Raw genomic sequence first — 18,395 nt, forward strand, 5'->3', positions numbered from 1 at the left:
CTCGTGCACTCGGGGTCGGCCATAGGACCTAAGAACGGCACTGAGTGCCGCCTCGGCCTGGCCATCCTGCCCCGTTCGCCCTGATTGGTAAACCATTCGGTCCCGTCAGAGACGAACGCCACCTTTGCCGCCCCCCGTCCCACCGCCCGGAAATCCTCCGCCGAGGCGGTGGTCCAGGGCCGTGCAGCGCCGTCCCGCCGATACCGTGCGCACCGCCTGCCCCAGGGCTCTCCGGGATCCGACCAGCACCACGAGTTTTTTTGCCCTGGTTACCGCCGTATAGAGCAGATTGCGCTGCAACATCATCCACGCACCCGTGGTGACGGGGATCACCACCGCCGGATACTCGCTGCCCTGCGAGCGGTGAATGGTCACCGCGTACGCGTGGGCGAGCTCGTCGAGCTCGTCGAAGTCATAGCCGACCTCCTCGTCCTCGTCCGTGCGGACGGTCAGCCGCTGCTCGACGACGTCGAGGGCGGTGACCACCCCGACGGTGCCGTTGAAAACTCCGTTCTGCCCTTTCTCGTAGTTGTTGCGAATCTGGGTGACCTTGTCGCCGACCCGGAAGACCCGGCCGCCGAAGCGCCGCTCGGCCACGTCGGGGCGGGCGGGTGTGATGGCTTGCTGGAGCAGGCCGTTGAGCGTGCCGGCGCCCGCCGGGCCCCGGTGCATGGGGGCCAGGACCTGGACGTCCCGGCGCGGGTCGAGCCCGAACTTCGCCGGGATGCGCCGGGCCGCCACGTCCACGGTGAGCCGGCCGGCCTCCTCGGTGTCCTCCTCGGCGAAGAGGAAGAAGTCCGTCATCCCCAGGGTGATGGGCGGCACTCCGGAGTTGATGCGGTGTGCATTGGTCACCACGCCGGACTGCTGCGCCTGCCGGAAGATCCGGGTGAGCCGGACCGCCGAGACCGGGCTGCCCGGGGCGAGGAGGTCGCGCAGCACCTCCCCCGCGCCGACCGAGGGCAGCTGGTCGACGTCCCCGACGAGCAGGAGGTGGGCGCCCGGCGGCACGGCCTTGACCAGCTTGTTGGCCAGGAGCAGGTCCAGCATCGAGGCCTCGTCCACCACGACCAGGTCGGCATCCAGGGGCCGGTCCTTGTCGTAGGCGGCGTCACCGCCGGGCTTGAGCTCCAGCAGCCGGTGCACGGTGGAGGCGTCGGCCCCCGTCAGCTCCGAGAGCCGCTTGGCCGCCCGGCCGGTGGGCGCGGCGAGCACGACCTTGGCCTTCTTCGCGCGGGCCAGCTCGACCACCGACCGGACGGTGAAGGACTTGCCGCAGCCGGGGCCGCCCGTGAGCACCGCGACCTTGCTCGTGAGGGCCAGCCTGACGGCCTGCTGCTGCTCGGCCGCCAGCTCGGCGCCCGTGCGCCCCGCGAGCCAGGTCAGCGCCTTGTCCCAGTCGACGTCCTGGAAGCCCGCGAGCCGGTCGGCGTCCGTGCGCAGCAGTCTCGTCAGCTGCCCCGCCAGGGACAGCTCGGCCCGGTGGAAGGGCACGAGGTAGACGGCGGTGACGGGCCCCTCGTCCTCCGGGCCGGGGACGGTCTCGCGGACCACGCCCTCCTCCTCGGCGGCCAGCTCGGCGAGGCAGTCGATGACGAGGCCGGTGTCGACCTGGAGCAGCTTGACGGCGTCCGCGATCAGCCGCTCCTCGGGCAGGAAGCAGTGCCCCTGGTCGGTGGACTGCGACAGGGCGTACTGGAGGCCGGCCTTGACCCGCTCGGGGCTGTCGTGCGGGATGCCGACGGACTGGGCGATGCGGTCGGCGGTGAGGAAGCCGATGCCCCAGACGTCGGCGGCGAGCCGGTAGGGCTCGTTGCGGGTGACGGAGATGGAGGCGTCGCCGTACTTCTTGTAGATGCGCACGGCGATGGAGGTGGAGACGCCGACGCCCTGGAGGAAGACCATGACCTCCTTGATGGCCTTCTGTTCCTCCCAGGCGGCGCCGATCGACTTGGTGCGCTTGGGGCCGAGCCCGGGGACCTCGATGAGGCGCTCCGGCTCCTGCTCGATGACGTCCAGGGTGTCGGTGCCGAAGTGGGTGACGATGCGGTCGGCGATGCGCGGGCCGACGCCCTTGATCAGGCCGGAGCCCAGATAGCGGCGGATGCCCTGGATCGTGGCGGGCAGCAGGGTGGTGTAGTTCTCGACGGTGAACTGCCGTCCGTACTGCGGGTGGGAGCCCCAGCGGCCCTCCAGGCGCAGCGACTCTCCCGGCTGCGCGCCGAGGAGCGCGCCGACCACCGTGAGGAGGTCGCCGCCGCCGCGCCCGGTGTCGACGCGGGCGACCGTATAGCCGCTGTCCTCGTTGGCATAGGTGATCCGCTCCAGGACACCCTCGACCACAGCCAGTTGCACCATGCCCTGACGGTACCGCCGGGGTCCGACAGCGCGTTCGGGCCTGTGGATGACCGTGGTTCCGCTTTCTCCGGCTCCCCGTGCGCCGGGCGTCCCGGCAGGGACGATGCGAGGGGCCCGGTCCGACGACCGGGCCCCTCGTGCTCCCCCCGAGCCGGCCTCCCCGCATCCCCCCGGACCCCTCCCCCCGGGAAGCCGACGTGAACTACGACCCACCGGGCGGCCGCGGGGTTGCACCTGGTCCAAGGTGTTATCTTTCCGTTACTTACCGTCAGAACACCTGTTCAGAGCACGTGCGCCCGGTACCGCTCCAGCGTCTCCGCCAGCACCTGGGCGCCGTCGCGCGCCCACAGCGCCGGGCTGAAGATCTCCGCCTCGGTCGGGCCGGTGTAGCCCGCCGCCTCCACCCGCTCGCGGAACCAGCGCAGGTCCACCGACCCGTCCCCCAGCTGCCCCCGTCCCAACAGGACGCCCTCGGGCAGCGGCGTCACCCAGTCGGCCAGCTGGAAGGCGGCGATCCGGCCGCCCTCACCCGCCCGGGCGAGGCCCTCGGCCACGGTGTCGTCCCACCACAGGTGGTAGGTGTCCACGACGATCCCGACCCACTCCGCCGGAAAGCGTTCGGCGAGGGCCAGGGCCTGCCCGAGCGTGGACACCACGCAGCGGTCGGCGGCGAACACCGGGTGCAGGGGCTCGACCGCCAGCCGCACCCCGCACCCGGCCGCGTGCGGGACCAGGGCGGCGAGGGCGTCGGCCACGCGCTCGCGCGCCCCGGCCAGGTCCCTGCTGCCGGGCGGCAGGCCGCCGCAGACGAGCACGAGGGTGTCCGTGCCGACGGCGGCCGCCTCCTCGATCGCGGCCCGGTTGTCGGCGAGCGCCGCCGCCCGCCCGGCCGGGTCGGGGGCGGTCAGGAAACCGCCCCGGCACAGGCTGCTCACGCTCAGCCCGGCGGCGCGCACGAGCCGCGCGACGGCCGCCGGACCGTACTCCCGGACCGGTTCCCGCCACAGCCCCACGTGCCGCACCCCGGCCGCCGCGCAGCCCGCCACCAGGTCGGGCAGGGACCACTGCCGGACGGTCGCCTGGTTCAGGCTGAACCTCTCCGTGCCCCTCACCGGCCCACCCCGTGCACCGCCAGCAGGCTCGCCATGCGGGCCTCCGCCCGCTCCGGGTCGGGGAACAGACCCAGGTCGTCGGCCAGTTCGTAGGCCCTCGCCAGGTGCGGCAGCGAGCGCCCCGCGTGCAGGCCGCCGGCCATCGTGAAGTGCCCCTGGTGTCCGGCGAGCCAGGCGAGGAGGACGATGCCCGTCTTGTAGAAGCGGGTCGGCGGCTCGAACAGGTGCCGGGCCAGCGCCACGGTCGGGTCCAGCAGCGCCCGGAAGCCGCGGCCGTCCCCGGCGTCCAGCAGCCGCGTGGCGCGGGCCGCCAGCGGCCCCAGCGGGTCGAGGACGCCCAGCAGGGCGTCGCTGTGCCCCTGCCCGTCCCCCTCGATCAGTGCGGGGTAGTGGAGGTCGTCGCCGGTGTAGCAGCGCACCCGGGGCGGCAGCCGCCGCCGCAGCGCGCGCTCCGTCCCGGCGTCCAGCAGCGAGACCTTCACGCCCTCGACCTTGCCGGCGTGGGCGGTGACGATCCGCAGGAAGGTCTCCAGCGCGGCGCCCGGGTCCGTGGCGCCCCAGTAGCCCTCCAGGGCCGGGTCGAAGGCGGGGCCGAGCCAGTGCAGGATCACGGGGGCGGCGGCCTGGCGCAGCAGGCGCCCGTACACCTCCTCGTAGCACTCCGGCCCCGTGGCGACGGCGGCCAGGGCGCGGGAGCACATCACGACGGCGGGGGCGCCCGCCTCCTCGACGACCGCCAGTTGCTCCTCGTAGGCGGCCGCGACGTCCGCCAGGCGGGCGTACGGCGGCCGGAGCTGGTCCGTGCCCGCCCCGCACACGATCCGGCCGCCCACCGCCTTCGCCTCGGCGGCCGAGAGGCGGATGAGCCGGGCCGCGGCCGGCCAGTCCAGGCCCATGCCGCGCTGGGCGGTGTCCATGGCCTCGGCGACCCCCAGCCCGTGCGCCCACAGGTGCCGGCGGAAGGCCAGGGTGGCCTCCCAGTCGAGGCGGGCGGGGCCGTGCGGGGTGGTGTCGCCGAAGGGGTCGGCGACGACGTGGGCGGCGGCCAGGAGCACCCGGCTCGCGGGCGGCGGCCCCTTCGGCGGGGGGTGTGCCGCCGCCCGGGGCACGTGGCGGCGCAGCCTCCCGGAGGCGTCCGGCAGCCGGATCACAGGGCCGGCTCCGGCACGGCGATGCGGCGGCCCTCGGCGGAGGACCTGCGGCCCAGCTCCGCCAGCTGCACGCCGCGCGCCCCGGCCAGCAGGTCGAAGCGCCAGGGCCCGCCGACGGCCACATGGCGCAGGAACAGCTCCCACTGGGCCTTGAAGGCGTTGACGCCCTCCCCCGCGTCGCCGTTGCCGGGCACCTCCTGCCACTGGGCCCGGAAGGTCTCGGTGGCGGGCAGGTCGGGGTTCCACACGGGCTTGGGCGTGGCGGAGCGGTGCTGCGCGCGGCAGTGGCGCAGGCCGGCCACGGCCGAGCCCTCGGTGCCGTCGACCTGGAGCTCCAGCAGTTCGTCGCGGTGGACCCGGACGGCCCAGGAGGAGTTGAACTGGGCCACGGCTCCGCCCTCCAGTTCGAAGATTCCGTAGGCGGCGTCGTCCGCGGTGGCCTCGTAGGGCCGGCCGCGCTCGTCCCACCGGCGGGGTATGTGGGTGATGAGCCGGGCCTGCACGGCCCGTACGGGACCGAACAGCTCGCGCAGCACGTACTCCCAGTGCGGGAACATGTCGGCGGCGATGCCGCCGCCGTCCTGCGAGCGGTAGTTCCACGACGGCCGCTGGGCGCTCTGCCAGTCGCCCTCGAAGACCCAGTAGCCGAACTCGCCGCGGACGGAGAGCACGCGGCCGAAGAAGCCTCCGTCGGCGAGCCTGCGCAGCTTGCGCAGCCCGGGCAGGAAGAGCTTGTCCTGGACGACGCCGTGCCGCACCCCGGCGTCCCGGGCCAGCCTGGCCAGGCCCAGGGCCCCGGCGTAGGTGGTGGCGGTCGGCTTCTCGCAGTAGACGTGTTTGCCGGCGGCGAGGGCCCGGCGCAGGGCGCGCTCGCGGGCGGTGGTCGCCTGGGCGTCGAAGTAGACGTCGATGCCCGGGTCGGCGAGCACGGCGTCCAGGTCGGTGGTCCAGTGCTCGATCCCGTGGTGCGCGGCCAGCGCCGCCAGCTTCCGCCCGTCGCGGCCGACGAGGACGGGTACGGGCCACAGCACCGTGCCGGTGCCGAGGTCGATGCCGCCCTCCTCCCGCAGGGCGAGGACCGACCGTTCGAGGTGCTGGCGCCGGCCCATGCGGCCCGTCACGCCGTTCATCGCTATCCGGATTTCCCTGACGCTCCCGGCCCTCATCGGCAGAGATCCTCCCCCCAGTTCCGCACAAGGGGCATTTCCCACCGTCGTCCGGGGAAACCGATTGGGCATGAAGCTGGCTTTTTCGACTCTCGGTGTGCCCGGACTGCCCGTTCCCGACGTGCTGCGGCTCGCCACCCGGCACGGCTACGACGGCGTGGAACTGCGGGCGCACCCCGAGGAGCCCGTGCACCCCGGCATCACGCCGGCGCAGCGGGCGGCGGTGGCGGTCGCGTTCGCGGAGGCCGGTGTGACGGTCCTGGGCCTGGCGGGCTACGCCCGGGTGGCCCGGCCGGGCCCGGACGAACCGGTGCTGGCGGAGCTGGACGCGCTGGTGCGGCTCGCCGGGGACCTCGGGGCCCAGTTCGTACGGGTGTTCCCGGGTGGGGGCGAGCAGGAGGCGGCGGAGGCCGACGCGGCGGCGGCCCGCCGGCTGGGGACGATCGCGCCGCTGGCGGCGGCCACGGGCGTGCGGGTCCTGCTGGAGACCCACGACTCGCACCGCCGGGCCCAGGACGCCGTGCGCATCCTGGGGCCGGTGGGGCACGGCAGCGTCGGCGCCCTGTGGGACGTGCTGCACACGTGGCTGGGCGGGGAGGAGCCGGCGGTCAGCTTCCCGCCGCTCGCCCCCCATCTGGGCTACGTCCAGGTGAAGGACGTGGCCTCGGCCGAGGACCTCTCCCCGGTGCCGCTCGGCGCGGGCGTGCTGCCGCTGGGCGCCTGCGTGGGGACGCTGGGCCGGGCGGGCTGGGACGGCTGGCTCAGCTGGGAGTACGAGAAGCGCTGGCATCCGCAGGCAGCGGACTTCGCCCAGCTGGCCGGGGCGGGAGCGGAGTACCTGCGGGGACTGCACGCGGCCGCGCCGCGCGGGACGTGAGGGACGTGAGGGCCACCCCGCCGACCAGCAGGGCCGCCGCGCACCAGCGCAGCGGGCTCACGCCCTCCCCCAGCAGGAGGGCCGCCGAGGACATCCCGAAGGCGGGCACCAGGAGGGTGAAGGGGGCGACGGCGGAGGCGTCGTAGCAGCGCAGCAGGAACCCCCAGGCGCCGAAGCCCAGCACGGTCGAGACCCAGGCGACGAAGAGGACCGCGCCCACCCCGCTCCAGTCCGCCGAGCGCAGCGCCCCGGCGTCGGCCGCGGGCCCCTCGAAGACGAGGGACAGCAGGAGCAGCGGCAGCACCGGCACGGTGCTCACCCAGACGATGAAGCGCAGCGCGTCCGGGGGTGCCGCCTTGCGGGTCAGCACGTTGGACACGCCCCAGAACGCGGCGGCGGCCAGCACGAGGGTGAAGCCCAGGAGCGGTCCGGAGGACCCCTCGTCGACCGCGGCCACGCCGATGCCGGCCAGGGCGACGCCCATGCCCACCAGCCGGGCGCGGCCGGGGCGCTCCCCGAGGGCCGCCATGGCGAACAGGGCGGTGAAGACCGCCTGGACCTGGAGCACCAGCGAGGAGAGCCCGGCGGGCATGCCCGCGCGCATCCCGATGAACAGCAGCCCGAACTTCCCCACGCCCAGTACCAGTCCCACGCCGATGATCCACCGCCACTTCACCTGGGGGCGGCCGACGAGGAACACCGCGGGAACGGCGGCGGCGAGGAAGCGCAGGGCGCAGAAGAGCAGCGGCGGGAACCGGTCGAGCCCCGCGTCGATGACGACGAAGTTGACGCCCCACAGGGCGGCCACGGACACGGCGAGGAGGATGTGGAGCGGACGCATGAACCGATCCTCACGGCCCCGACTGTGTAGCACCAGCGCGCGTTTCTTCATGATGGGATTCAGCAGCACTCAACAATGGGGGGTTGTCGCCGTCATGCTGGACCTGTCCCGCCTCCGCGCTCTGCACGCCGTCTCCGTACACGGCTCGGTCAGCGCGGCCGCCGTCGCCCTGGGGTACACGCCGTCGGCCGTCTCCCAGGCCATCACCAAGCTGGAGCGGGAGACCCGCACCACCCTGCTGGAGCGCCGCGGCCGGGGCGTCGCCCTGACCGACGCCGCGACCCGGCTGGCGGAGACGGCCGGCCAGTTGCTGACCCTGGTCGAGCGCGCGGAGACCGATCTGGAGGAGCAGCGGGGCCTGCCCACCGGCCGGCTGCTGGTCGGGGCGTTCGCGTCGGCGGCGCGCGGCCTGCTGCCCGGAGTGCTGGCCGCCCTCCGCCGGGAGCACCCGGCCCTCGACGCGCGCCTGAGCGAGGTGGACCCGCACCTGTCCGTGGACCTGGTGGCGCAGGGCGTGCTCGACCTGGCGGTCACCTTCGAGTGGGACACCATCCCGCTGCCCGCCCCCGGGGGGCTGCGGCGGGCGAGGATCGGCGACGACCTCTGTGACGTCCTGGTGCCGGAGGGCCATCCGCTCGCCGGGCGCGAGCGGCTGGCCCACCACGACCTGGCGCACCAGCGGTGGGTCGGCCAGCCGCCCGGCACCGTCTGCCACGGCTGGCTCGTCGGCGCCCTGCGCGCGGCCGGCAGCGAGCCGGACCTCGCCTACCAGGCCGCCGAGAACCACACCCAGGTCGCGCTCGTCGCGGCGGGCCTGGGCATAGCCCTGCTGCCGCGGCTGGGCCGCGGCCCGCTCCCCGAGGGCGTACGGGCCGTCCCCCTCGACCCCGTCCCGGTGCGCCGCCTGTTCGCCTACTGGCGCACCGGCACCGCCCGCCGCCCCGCGGTCACCGAGACCGTCCGCCTGCTGCACGAACAGTGGCCGGACCGCACCTTTTGACCACCGGTCGACCGTATGATGAACGCGCTCCCGGAGAGGCGGCACATGGCGGTGGAGACCAAGGACCGGCTGATCGCCGCGGCCGGCGCGGTCCTGCGCGCGCAGGGCTACGCCAAGGCCAGCGCGCGGGCGATCGCCAAGGAGGCCGGGGTCAACTCGGCGCTGGTCTTCTACCACTTCGGCGGCGTCGACCAGCTGCTGTTCGCCGCCCTCGACCGCTCGTCCGCCGAACGCATGGCACGGCACACGGCCACCGTCGCCGAGGCCCGCACCGTGGAGGACCTCGCCGAGGCGGCCACCCGCATCTACCGCGACGACCTCGAGGGCGGCCACATCACGCTGCTGTCCGAGCTGGTCGCCGCCGCCGTCGCCAGGCCGGAGCTGCGCGAGGGGATCCGGGTGCGGGTCGAGCCGTGGATGGCGTTCGTGGAGGAGACCCTGGAGCGGGTCGTCGGCGGGACTCCGCTCGCCCGGCTCACCCCGCCGCGCGACCTGGCGTGCGCCGCGGTCACCTTCTACCTGGGGGTCAACCTCTTCACCGTGCTGGACGCCGACCGCTCCCGGACGGAGTCGGTCCTCGCGATGGTGCGGCGGCTGGCCCCCCGCGCGCGGCTGCTCACCCTGCGCCGGCCCCTGCGGCCGGGCGGGGTGCGGGGCGTCGGCCGGGCGCGCCGCACCCCCTAGCGCGGAACCGCCGCGGCGCGCGGCCCGTCCAAGGGGCGTGCTGCCGGTGGGTCTCCGCAGAGCGGTGTCGGCGCCGCCGACCTCCCTCTCCGCCGCCTGCGGCCGGCCGCGCACCGCCGCCGGTGCACCCCCTCCTTACGCACCGGTGGCGGCCGACGGCGGCGGGCCGGGGGCGCGGGCTCACCCTCCGCAAGGCCCCCCGCACGCCTGGCGTGCGCCGGTGGGCATCGGGTAACTGTGGACGCTCGTACGGGGGTTTGGGGGAGAACATGCGGCATCGCGCGCTGCCCGAGGCGCTGTTCGCGTTCGCCGTGTTGTGCGGCGCGTGCGCGCTCGCCGGCTGTCAGGCCGCCGCGCCCCCGGCCCCGGCGGCCGTCGCGCGGGGCGAGGAGGTCACCGCCCCGGCCGGCCCGGGCCGGGGCGCCGGCGCGACGTTCCTGGACCGGGGCACGTGCGCCGGGCGGGGCCGGGCGTCCTTCACCGAGGTCGACTGCCTCAGCGGGCGGGCCACGGCGAGCGTCCTGGCCCGCTACTTCGGCCCTCGGTCCGGCGGCCCGCGCTGCCCCGACACCACGGACTTCGTCCTGCACGTCACCGCCGTGGACACCGGCACCTCCGAGACGGAGAGCGTCCCCGAGGGCTACGCCTGCATGCGCAACCTCCGGCCGCCGCACCCGGGCGACCCGGGCCGGGGCGGCGGCCCGCTCACCGTCGCGGGCGACTGCGTGTACAGCGAGCGGCACGGCGTGGTGAAGGAGACGGCCTGCGACGGCTCACAGCCGCACGCCCCGGAGTTCGAGGTGGCCGAGCTGGCCCGTACGCGGGACGACTGCCCGCCGTCGACCGACCTGTACGTCCAGGTGGGCGGCGCGGCCCCAGTGGGCTGCGCACGGCGCCTGTAGGGGCCCGGACGGCCGCGTGCCCCGCACCGGGCGGTGCGGGGCACGCGGAACGGGCGGGCGCGCTTACGGGCGCAGCGTGGCCTGCCGCTCGACCGTCTGGCGGTCGATCTTCTTGTCGAAGGGCGCCAGCGGCTTCGCCTGGCGCTCGTCCTGCTGCACGGCCTTGGGCGCGACGCCCGCCCAGCGCAGGACCTCGGCCGTGGCCACGGCCCGCTCGTCGGCGACGAGCTGGGAGATGTTCGAGCCGTGGTTGCCGCCGGGCGCGTAGAACCGGTAGGTGTGCCGCGCGGAGGCGTTCTTGCCGAGGTGGAACGGCTCGGCGCTCCACGGGTCGTTCTGGCCGTAGACGAACAGCATGTTCTTGCTGTTGTCGCGGACCCAGCGGTCGACGTCCGCCATCGAGCCGGACCGGAACGTCATCGGGATGTCACGCGGCACGTAGGTGCGCGGCTGGTAGCTGTCGGGATAGCGCAACAGGCCCTTGAGGTGGGCGAACTTGGGGCTCGGCGAGCCCAGCTCGGTGCCCGCCTGGTAGTAGTACGGCGTGAACTGCTCCAGGCCCTGGTCGGTGTAGGCGTCGAAGCCCGAGATGTTGTCGACGAACTTGTACAGGTCGTCGGTGGAGGCCTTCGTGGCGGGCACGGAGGCGCAGTCGCTCTGGAGGTGGTACTGCCAGAACGCCCACACGAGGTCGAGGACGACGTTCTCGTAGGCCTTGTCGGCGCTGCCGACGACCTTGAAGGTCTTGCCGTTCTCGCCGGCCCACTTCTGGTAGCGCGCGACGATCTCGTCGCGGCGCACGAGCGCCTCGCGCTGCACCGAGTTCAGCTGGGTGCGGCAGGCCTGGTCGCCGACGCCCGCGAAGAACCGGTCGTAGGCCGAGTCCTCGTTGTTGACGACGTCGTTGGGCGCGACGTAGGCGACGGTGCCGTTCATGTCGTTCGGGTAGTAACGGCGGTAATAGGTGGCCGTCATGCCGCCCTTGCTGCCGCCGGTGGCCAGCCAGTTCTTGCCGTAGACGGGCTTGAGGGCCTGGTAGAGGCGGTGCTGGTCGCTGGCCGCCTGCCAGATGTCCAGCTTGGACCAGTCGGCCGGCTGCGGGCGGGACGGGGTGAAGAAGCGGTACTCCAGCGACAGCTGGTTGCCGTCGACGATCCGGGTCGGCTCGCTGCGGCTGGGCTTGGTGTTGACGTTGTAACCGGAGGTGTAGAAGACGGTCGGCCGGTCCACCGACTTGTGCAGCAGCGTGAACCGCTGCTCGAACGTCCCCTTCTCCGGGTGCCGGTGGTCGACGGGCTGCTTGTAGGTCAGCACCAGATAGCGGTGCTCGTCGTCCGGCTTCTCCTCGCTGACGAGGCTCATCCCGGGAATCTTCAGGATGCGTGCCTTGATGTCCGGCTCGGTGGCGTTGGTCGCCGCCCCTGCCGTCGCGCCGCCGGCGCCGACTGCCCCTATGGACATCGTCAGCGCCAGCAGCATTCTGAGAGCCTTGCGCATGCGCCCTCCCCTGGGTTCGCAAAGGTCGCCGCGAACCTACCCGGGGCAACATCCGCAACGCCAGAGTCAGACGGTCGTGACCTTGGCGTACCGTGCGACGATGGCGCCGTTCTTGAAGGTGTGCGAGTCCTTCAACTCGTACCGCTCGGGGGCGAACTCACCGGAGAACAACCGGATGCCGTCCCCGGCGACGAACGGGTAGATCTTCACCACCAGCTCGTCGATCTCCTCACGCAGTTGGCCGGCGAGGTTCCCGCCGCCGCACAGGTAGATGCCCTTGCCCTCCTGCGCCTTGAGCTCGCGGACGAGCTCCAGCGGGTCGCCGGAGAAGACGGTGACGGCCGGGTCGGGGCTCTCGGCGAGGGACTCCGACACCACGTACTGCTTCATGTGCGGGTACGGGCTGGTGAAGCCCGCCTTCAGTCCCGGCTCGTACGTGCCGCGCCCCATGATCACCGTGTCGAAGTCGCGGTTCTCGTCCCCGAGCCCGAGGTGCGGGCGCACATGGCCCGGCAGGGCGTCGGGGTGGCTGGCGACGAGCGCGGCGGTGAAGTCCTCGTCGAGGACCGGGTACATGAAGTCGTACTCACCGCCGGGGCCGGCGATGCACCCGTCGAGGGTCGTGGAGATGAAGTACGTGAGCTTGCGCATGGGTCCCCGTTCCGCTGGCCAAGATCATTCCTTGGTCAACCTACGGCACCCACCCGCCGGGCCGGAACGCCCTCGCCCGTGAAAGTACGCCACAGCTCCGCGTACCGCCCGTCCTGCGCGAGCAGTTCGTCGTGCGTCCCGTCCTCCACCACGCGGCCGCGGTCGAGGACCACCACCCGGTCGGCGCGGGCCGCCGTGGTCAGCCGGTGCGCGACCACCAGGGTCGTGCGGCGCCCGGCCAGGCTGTCCGTGGCCCGGTTGACCATCGCCTCGGTCGCCAGGTCCAGGGCGGCCGTGGCCTCGTCCAGCAGCAGGACGTCCGGGTCGACGAGCTCGGCCCGGGCCAGGGCGATCAACTGGCGCTGGCCGGCGGAGAGGTTGCGGCCGCGCTCGGCCACCGGATGCAGATAGCCGCCGTCCAGCGCGGCGACCATCTCGTGGGCCCCGACCGCCCGCGCCGCGGCCTCCACCTCGGCGTCGCTCGCGTCCGGGCGGCCGTAGGCGATCGAGTCGCGCACGGTGCCGGGGAAGAGGTACGGCTCCTGCGGCACGACGCCCAGGCGGTGGCGGTAGGCGACCGGATCGAGCTCGCGCAGGTCGTGGCCGTCCACCAGGACCGCCCCCGCGGTGGGGTCGTAGAACCGCGCCACCAGCTTGACCAGCGTCGACTTGCCCGCACCCGTCTCGCCGACGAACGCCACCGTCTGCCCGGCGGGGATCGTCAGCCGGATCCCGGACAGGGCGTCCTCGCCGGCCTCGTACTGGAAGCGCACGTCGTCGAAGACGACTTCGCCGCTCAGCTTCCGCACCGTGCGGGGCGAGGCGGCCACCGGCGTCGTCGTCGGCTCGCGCAGCAGGTCCTGCACCCGGCCGAGCGAGACCGTGGCCTGCTGGTAGCCGTCGAAGACCTGCGAGAGCTGCTGGACAGGCGCGAAGAACAGGTCGATGTAGAGCAGGTAGGCCACCAGCGCGCCCGCCGTCAGCGTGCCGTCGCTCACCCGGCCCGCGCCCACGGTCAGCACGGCGGCCGCGGCCACGGACGACAGCAGCTGCACGAACGGGAAGTACACCGATATCAGCCACTGGCCGCGCACCCGCGCGCGCCGGTAGCGGTCGCTGCGCTCGGCGAACCGGCGCGCCCCGGTCGCCTCGCGGCGGAAGGCCTGCACGACGCGCAGCCCGGCGACGGTCTCCTGGAGGTCCGCGTTGACCACGCCCACGCGTTCGCGGGCGAGCTCGTACGCCTTGACGCTCTGCCGCCGGAAGAAGAACGTGCCGGCGACGAGCGGGGGCAGCGTGGCGAGGACGACCAGGGCCAGCTCGACGTCGATCACCAGGAGGGCGACGAGGATGCCGAAGAAGGTGAAGACGGAGACGACCGCGGTGACGAGTCCGGTCTGCAGGAACGTCGACATGGCGTCGACGTCCGTGGTCATCCGGGTCATGATCTTCCCGGTGAGCTCGCGCTCGTAGTAGTCGAGGCCGAGCCGCTGGAGCTGGGCGAAGATCTTCAGGCGGAGCGCGTACAGGACGCGCTCGCCCGTGCGCCCGGTCAGCCGCGTCTCACCGACCTGGGCCGCCCACTGCGCGACCACGACGAGCAGCGCGAGCGCCGAGGCGGTCCACACGGCGCCCAGGGCCAGGCGCTCGACGCCCTGGTCGATGCCGTGCCGGATGAGGACGGGCAGCAGCAGCCCCGCGAGGGCGTCCACCGCGACGAGCAGCAGGCTCAGGGCGAGCGGCGCCCCGAAGCCGCGCAGCAGCCGCCGCAGCCCGTACGACTCCTCGGGCAGCGCGGCCCGTTCCTCGTCGATGTCCGGGGAGTCGGTGGCGGGCGGCAGCGCCTCGACCTTGGCGAGCAGCTCGGGGGTGGCGGGCATGCCGGCGAGCGCGCCGTGCGCCCCCGGCGTGTCCCCACGCACCCACAGGTGCGGGGTCACCCCGTCGACCGGGTGGCGCCGGGCGTCACCGGCCGGCGCGGGGGTGCCGGCCACGGCCCCGGCCGGGTCCTTGGCGAGCCCGGCCAGCTCCTCCGGGTCGGTCAGCAGCTGGCGGTACAGCGCGCAGCGCTCCTCCAGCTCCGCGGCCGTGCCCACGTCGACGAGCCGGCCGCCGTCGAGCACCGCGATGCGGTCGGCCAGGGCCAGCGTCGAGGCCCGGTGGGCGATCAGCAGGGTCGTGCGGCCGGCCATGACGCCGCGCAGCGCCTCGTGGATCTCGTGCTCCACGCGCGCGTCCACGGCCGACGTGGCGTCGTCGAGGAGCAGCAGCCGGGGGTCGGTGAGGATCGCGCGGGCGAGCGCGACGCGCTGCCGCTGGCCGCCGGAGAGGGTCAGGCCCTGTTCGCCGACCTTGGTGTCGTAGCCGTCGGGCAGTGCGGAGATGAAGCCGTCGGCCTGTGCGGCGCGGGCGGCCGCGCGGACGCGCTCGTCGCTCGCGCCCGGCACGCCGTAGGCGATGTTGTCGCGGATGCTGTCGGAGAACAGGAAGCTGTCCTCCGGCACCAGCCCGATGGCCGCGCGCAGCGAGGAGAGGGTGAGGTCGCGCACGTCCTGGCCACCGACCCGGACCGTGCCCGAGGTGGCGTCGTAGAAGCGCGGCAGCAGCAGCGCGAGCGTGGACTTGCCGCTGCCGGAGGCGCCGACGACGGCCACGGTCTCGCCGGGCTCCAGGCGCAGCGAGACGCCGTCCAGGACGGGCCGTCCGGGGTCGTAGCCGAAGGTGACGTCGTCGAACTCGACGGTCGCGGGGGCGTCCGCGGGCAGGTCGTGGGCGCCGGGACGCTCCGTCACCACCGGTTCGGTGTCGACGAGTTCGAGGACGCGCTCGACGCCGGCACGGGCCTGCTGGCCGACGGTGAGGACCATGGTCAGCATGCGGACGGGGCCGACGAGCTGCGCCAGGTACGTGGAGAAGGCGACGAACGTGCCGAGGGTGACCTGTCCGCGCGTCGCCATCCAGCCGCCGAGCGCGAGCATGGCGACCTGGCCGAGGGCGGGGACGGCCTGGAGGGCCGGGGTGTAGCGGGAGTTGAGGCGGACGGTCCGCAGCCGCCCGGCGAAGAGCCTGCGGCTGACCTCGCGGAGCTTGCCGGCCTCCTGGGCCTCCTGCCCGAACCCCTTGACGACGCGTACGCCCGTGACGGCGCCGTCCACGACGCCGGCGACGGCGGCGGCCTGCCCCTGGGCGTACCAGGTGGCGGGGAAGAGCTTGACGCGGCTGCGCTTGGCGAGGAACCAGACGGCGGGGGCGACGGCGAGGGCGACGACCGTGAGCAGCGGGGAGAGGACCGCCATCACGACGAGGGAGATGACGAAGAGGAGGATGTTGCCGATCATCATCGGCAGCATGAAGAGCAGGCTCTGGATGAGCTGGAGGTCGCTGGTGGCGCGGCCGACGACCTGGCCGGTGGACAGCTCGTCCTGCCGCCTGCCGTCCAGGCGGGCTATCGCGTCGTACATCTCGGTGCGCAGGTCGTGCTGGACATCGAGCGCGAGCCGGCCGCCGTAGTAGCGGCGCACGTAGGTGAGGCCGTAGACGACGACCGCGGCGACGACCAGGAGGGTGGCCCAGGGGGCGAGGGGGCGCTGGTGGCTGCCTATGACGTCGTCGATGATCAGCTTGGGTATGAGCGGGACGAGCGCCATGACGGCCATGCCGGCGAGGGAGGAGCCCAGCGCGAGCAGCACCGTGGCGCGGTACCGCCAGCAGTAGCCCGTGAGCCTTCGGGCCCAGCCCTGACCGGTTGTGTCCGTCGCGGCCACCCGAGACCTCCCGCTGTCTCCGCCCTCGTACTGCTGACGGAAGGCCCCAACGCCGTGTGCAGCGGATTTCATCCCGCCGCGACGAAAGTCGCGTCCGGCGCGCGCGTGCGCGTCCTACATGCCGGGCACGAACTGCATGAGCAGGTCGATGGCCTTGATGCCGGCGAACGGCGCCACCAGGCCGCCCAGCCCGTACACGCTGAGGTTGCGGCGCAACAGCGCGTGAGCGGAGGAGGGCACGTAGCGGACGCCGCGCAGGGCGAGGGGGATGAGGGCGACGATGACCAGGGCGTTGAAGACGATCGCCGAGGCGATGGCGGAGGTCGGGCTGTGCAGGCCCATGACGTTGAGCTTCTCCAGGCCCTCGTAGCCGGCGACGCCGCCGAACATGGCGGGGACGATGGCGAAGTACTTGGCGACGTCGTTGCAGATGGAGAAGGTCGTCAGCGCGCCGCGCGTGATCAGCAGCTGCTTGCCGACCTCGACGATCTCGACGAGCTTGGTGGGGCTGGAGTCCAGGTCCACCATGTTCCCGGCCTCCTTGGCGGCCGCGGTGCCGGTGTTCATGGCGACGCCGACGTCCGCCTGGGCGAGGGCCGGGGCGTCGTTGGTGCCGTCACCGGTCATGGCGACGAGCTTGCCGCCGGCCTGTTCCTCCTTGATGCGGGCCAGCTTGGCCTCGGGCGTGGCCTCGGCCAGGTAGTCGTCGACGCCGGCCTCGGCGGCGACGGCCTTGGCGGTGAGCGGGTTGTCGCCGGTGACCATGACGGTCTTGATGCCCATGGCGCGCAGCGCGGCGAAGCGCTCCGCGATGCCCGGCTTGACGACGTCCTTGAGGTGGACGGCGCCCAGCACCCGGGCCCCGTCCGGGTCCTCGACGGCGACGAGCAGGGGCGTGCCGCCGCTCGCGGCGATGGTGTCGCAGATCCAGCCGGCCTCGGCCGGCACCGGGCCGCCCCGCCGGGTGACCCACTGGGCGACCGCGCTGCCTGCGCCCTTGCGGATGCGGCAGAACTCGCCTTCGAAGGCGAAGTCGACCCCGCTCATCCGCGTCTCGGCCGAGAAGGGCACGAAGCGGCCGTGTGCGAACTCCCCGGGGTGGTGCTGGACGCCGTACCGCCGGGCGAGCTCGACGACGGACCGACCCTCGGGGGTGTCGTCGGCGAGCGAGGACAGCTGGGCGGCGTCGGCGAGGAGTTCGGGCGTGACGCCCTGGACCGGGACGAAGGAGGCCGCCTGCCGGTCGCCGAGCGTGATCGTGCCGGTCTTGTCGAGGAGCAGGGTGTCGACGTCGCCGGCGGCCTCCACGGCCCGGCCGGAGAGGGCGATGACGTTGCGCTGGACGAGCCGGTCCATGCCGGCGATGCCGATGGCGGAGAGCAGTGCTCCGATGGTGGTCGGGATCAGGGTGACCAGCAGGGCGACGAGCACGGTGATGCTCTGCGGGGCGCCCGCCCAGCTCGCCATGGGCTGGAGCGAGACCACGGCGAGGAGGAAGACGACGGTCAGCGCGGCGAGCAGGATGTTGAGCGCGAGCTCGTTCGGGGTCTTCTGCCGGCTGGTGCCCTCGACCAGGGAGATCATGCGGTCGAGGAAGCTGTTGCCGGGGCGCGAGGTGATCCGCACGACGATCCGGTCGGAGAGCACCCGGGTGCCGCCGGTGACGCTGGAACGGTCGCCTCCGGACTCCCGGAGGACCGGCGCGGACTCGCCCGTGACGGCCGACTCGTCGACGGCCGCGATCCCTTCGACGACCTCGCCGTCACCGGGGACGGTCTCACCCGCCTCGACGACCACGACGTCGTGCGGCCGCAGGTCGCCGGCCGGCACCCGCTCCTCCACCCACGCGCGGTGGTCCAGGCCCACCCGCCAGGTGCGCAGCCTGCGGGCGACGGTGCCGGCGCGCGTGCGGCGCAGGGTGTCGGCCTGGGCCTTGCCGCGTCCCTCGGCGACGGCCTCGGCCAGGTTGGCGAAGACGACGGTCAGCCAGAGCCAGACACTGATGAGCCAGGCGAAGACCGAGGGGGCGAGGATCGCGGAGAGCGTGGTGAGGACCGAGCCGGTCTCGACGACGAACAGCACCGGGTGCTTGACCATCACCCTCGGGTGCAGCTTGCGGACCGCGTCCGGGAAGGAGGCGATCAGCTGCCGGGGCTCGACGACCCCGCCGCCCACGCGGCGGTGCCGGCGCCGTCCGCCGCCCGGGGCCGACGGACGTGGGCGGACGGCCTGTTCTGGGTGCTGTTCGGGAGCCAGGTGCAGCATCAGCGGAGTGGCCTTCGACGGTCGGCGGAGGTGGAACGATCACCTCAGCCAACCGTCTCGGCACGCTCCGTGACGGTTCCCTTACGAGCCCTTGTCGGGGGACGGGCCTGGCCTGACGCGCTCTTTA

13 protein-coding genes are annotated in these 18,395 nt (G+C 73.7%); 4 read left to right on the top strand and 9 right to left on the bottom strand.

Going from position 1 to position 18,395, the window contains the following annotated elements:
* Window positions 1-105: 105 nt before the first annotated feature.
* From recD2 to CYQ11_RS10605, 4 genes are all read right to left on the bottom strand, one after another.
* Window positions 106-2,358: an SF1B family DNA helicase RecD2 gene (gene recD2 / locus CYQ11_RS10590; protein WP_099200436.1), complete on the bottom strand. Its 2,253-nt coding sequence runs from the start codon at window positions 2,356-2,358 to the stop codon at window positions 106-108.
* Between the two features lie 281 nt (window positions 2,359-2,639).
* Window positions 2,640-3,470, bottom strand: coding sequence for a sugar phosphate isomerase/epimerase family protein (locus CYQ11_RS10595; protein ID WP_099200435.1), 831 nt, complete (start codon window positions 3,468-3,470; stop codon window positions 2,640-2,642).
* Entirely contained in the window at window positions 3,467-4,621 is a 1,155-nt protein-coding gene (locus tag CYQ11_RS10600) for a dihydrodipicolinate synthase family protein (protein ID WP_240003500.1), read from the bottom strand. Before CYQ11_RS10600 ends, CYQ11_RS10595 begins: the two co-directional genes overlap by 4 nt.
* Window positions 4,618-5,751 carry a Gfo/Idh/MocA family protein gene (locus CYQ11_RS10605; RefSeq protein ID WP_181143631.1) on the bottom strand — a complete coding sequence of 378 codons (1,134 nt, stop codon included), beginning with the start codon at window positions 5,749-5,751 and terminating at the stop codon, window positions 4,618-4,620. Before CYQ11_RS10605 ends, CYQ11_RS10600 begins: the two co-directional genes overlap by 4 nt.
* 106 nt (window positions 5,752-5,857) lie before the next feature.
* On the opposite strand from CYQ11_RS10605, the gene CYQ11_RS10610 reads away from it, so the two are divergent.
* Window positions 5,858-6,664: a sugar phosphate isomerase/epimerase family protein gene (locus CYQ11_RS10610; protein ID WP_146104669.1), complete on the top strand. Its 807-nt coding sequence runs from the start codon at window positions 5,858-5,860 to the stop codon at window positions 6,662-6,664.
* Here the strand turns inward: CYQ11_RS10610 and CYQ11_RS10615 are convergent.
* Entirely contained in the window at window positions 6,549-7,505 is a 957-nt protein-coding gene (locus CYQ11_RS10615) for an EamA family transporter (RefSeq protein WP_099200434.1), read from the bottom strand. The genes CYQ11_RS10610 and CYQ11_RS10615 overlap by 116 nt on opposite strands.
* Before the next feature lie 94 nt (window positions 7,506-7,599).
* Between CYQ11_RS10615 and CYQ11_RS10620 the strand changes: the two genes are divergently transcribed.
* From CYQ11_RS10620 to CYQ11_RS10630, 3 genes are all read left to right on the top strand, one after another.
* The gene (locus tag CYQ11_RS10620) at window positions 7,600-8,505 is read left to right on the top strand and encodes a LysR family transcriptional regulator (RefSeq protein ID WP_099197317.1); all 906 of its coding nucleotides are present in this window, start codon (window positions 7,600-7,602) and stop codon (window positions 8,503-8,505) included.
* 45 nt (window positions 8,506-8,550) lie between these two features.
* A complete protein-coding gene (locus CYQ11_RS10625; protein WP_240003064.1) occupies window positions 8,551-9,189 on the top strand; it encodes a TetR/AcrR family transcriptional regulator in 639 nt (212 codons plus the stop codon).
* 269 nt (window positions 9,190-9,458) lie between these two features.
* Entirely contained in the window at window positions 9,459-10,091 is a 633-nt protein-coding gene (locus CYQ11_RS10630) for a hypothetical protein (RefSeq protein ID WP_240003499.1), read from the top strand.
* A 63-nt stretch (window positions 10,092-10,154) separates the two neighbouring features.
* Here the strand turns inward: CYQ11_RS10630 and CYQ11_RS10635 are convergent, their stop codons facing one another.
* The 4 genes from CYQ11_RS10635 to kdpB form a co-directional block, all read right to left on the bottom strand.
* Complete coding sequence (locus tag CYQ11_RS10635; RefSeq protein ID WP_099200433.1) at window positions 10,155-11,588, bottom strand: S28 family serine protease; 1,434 nt, start codon at window positions 11,586-11,588, stop codon at window positions 10,155-10,157.
* 66 nt (window positions 11,589-11,654) lie between these two features.
* Window positions 11,655-12,239 carry a dihydrofolate reductase family protein gene (locus tag CYQ11_RS10640; protein ID WP_099200432.1) on the bottom strand — a complete coding sequence of 195 codons (585 nt, stop codon included), beginning with the start codon at window positions 12,237-12,239 and terminating at the stop codon, window positions 11,655-11,657.
* Between the two features lie 35 nt (window positions 12,240-12,274).
* Window positions 12,275-16,003 (bottom strand): ABC transporter ATP-binding protein, encoded by a 3,729-nt coding sequence (locus tag CYQ11_RS10645; protein ID WP_240003498.1) that lies wholly within the window; start codon window positions 16,001-16,003, stop codon window positions 12,275-12,277.
* A gap of 114 nt (window positions 16,004-16,117) precedes the next feature.
* Window positions 16,118-18,268 carry a potassium-transporting ATPase subunit KdpB gene (gene kdpB / locus CYQ11_RS10650; protein ID WP_099200430.1) on the bottom strand — a complete coding sequence of 717 codons (2,151 nt, stop codon included), beginning with the start codon at window positions 18,266-18,268 and terminating at the stop codon, window positions 16,118-16,120.
* Between the last annotated feature and the right edge of the window lie 127 nt (window positions 18,269-18,395).

It is taken from the genome of Streptomyces cinnamoneus (genome assembly GCF_002939475.1).
Classification (GTDB): domain Bacteria; phylum Actinomycetota; class Actinomycetes; order Streptomycetales; family Streptomycetaceae; genus Streptomyces; species Streptomyces cinnamoneus_A.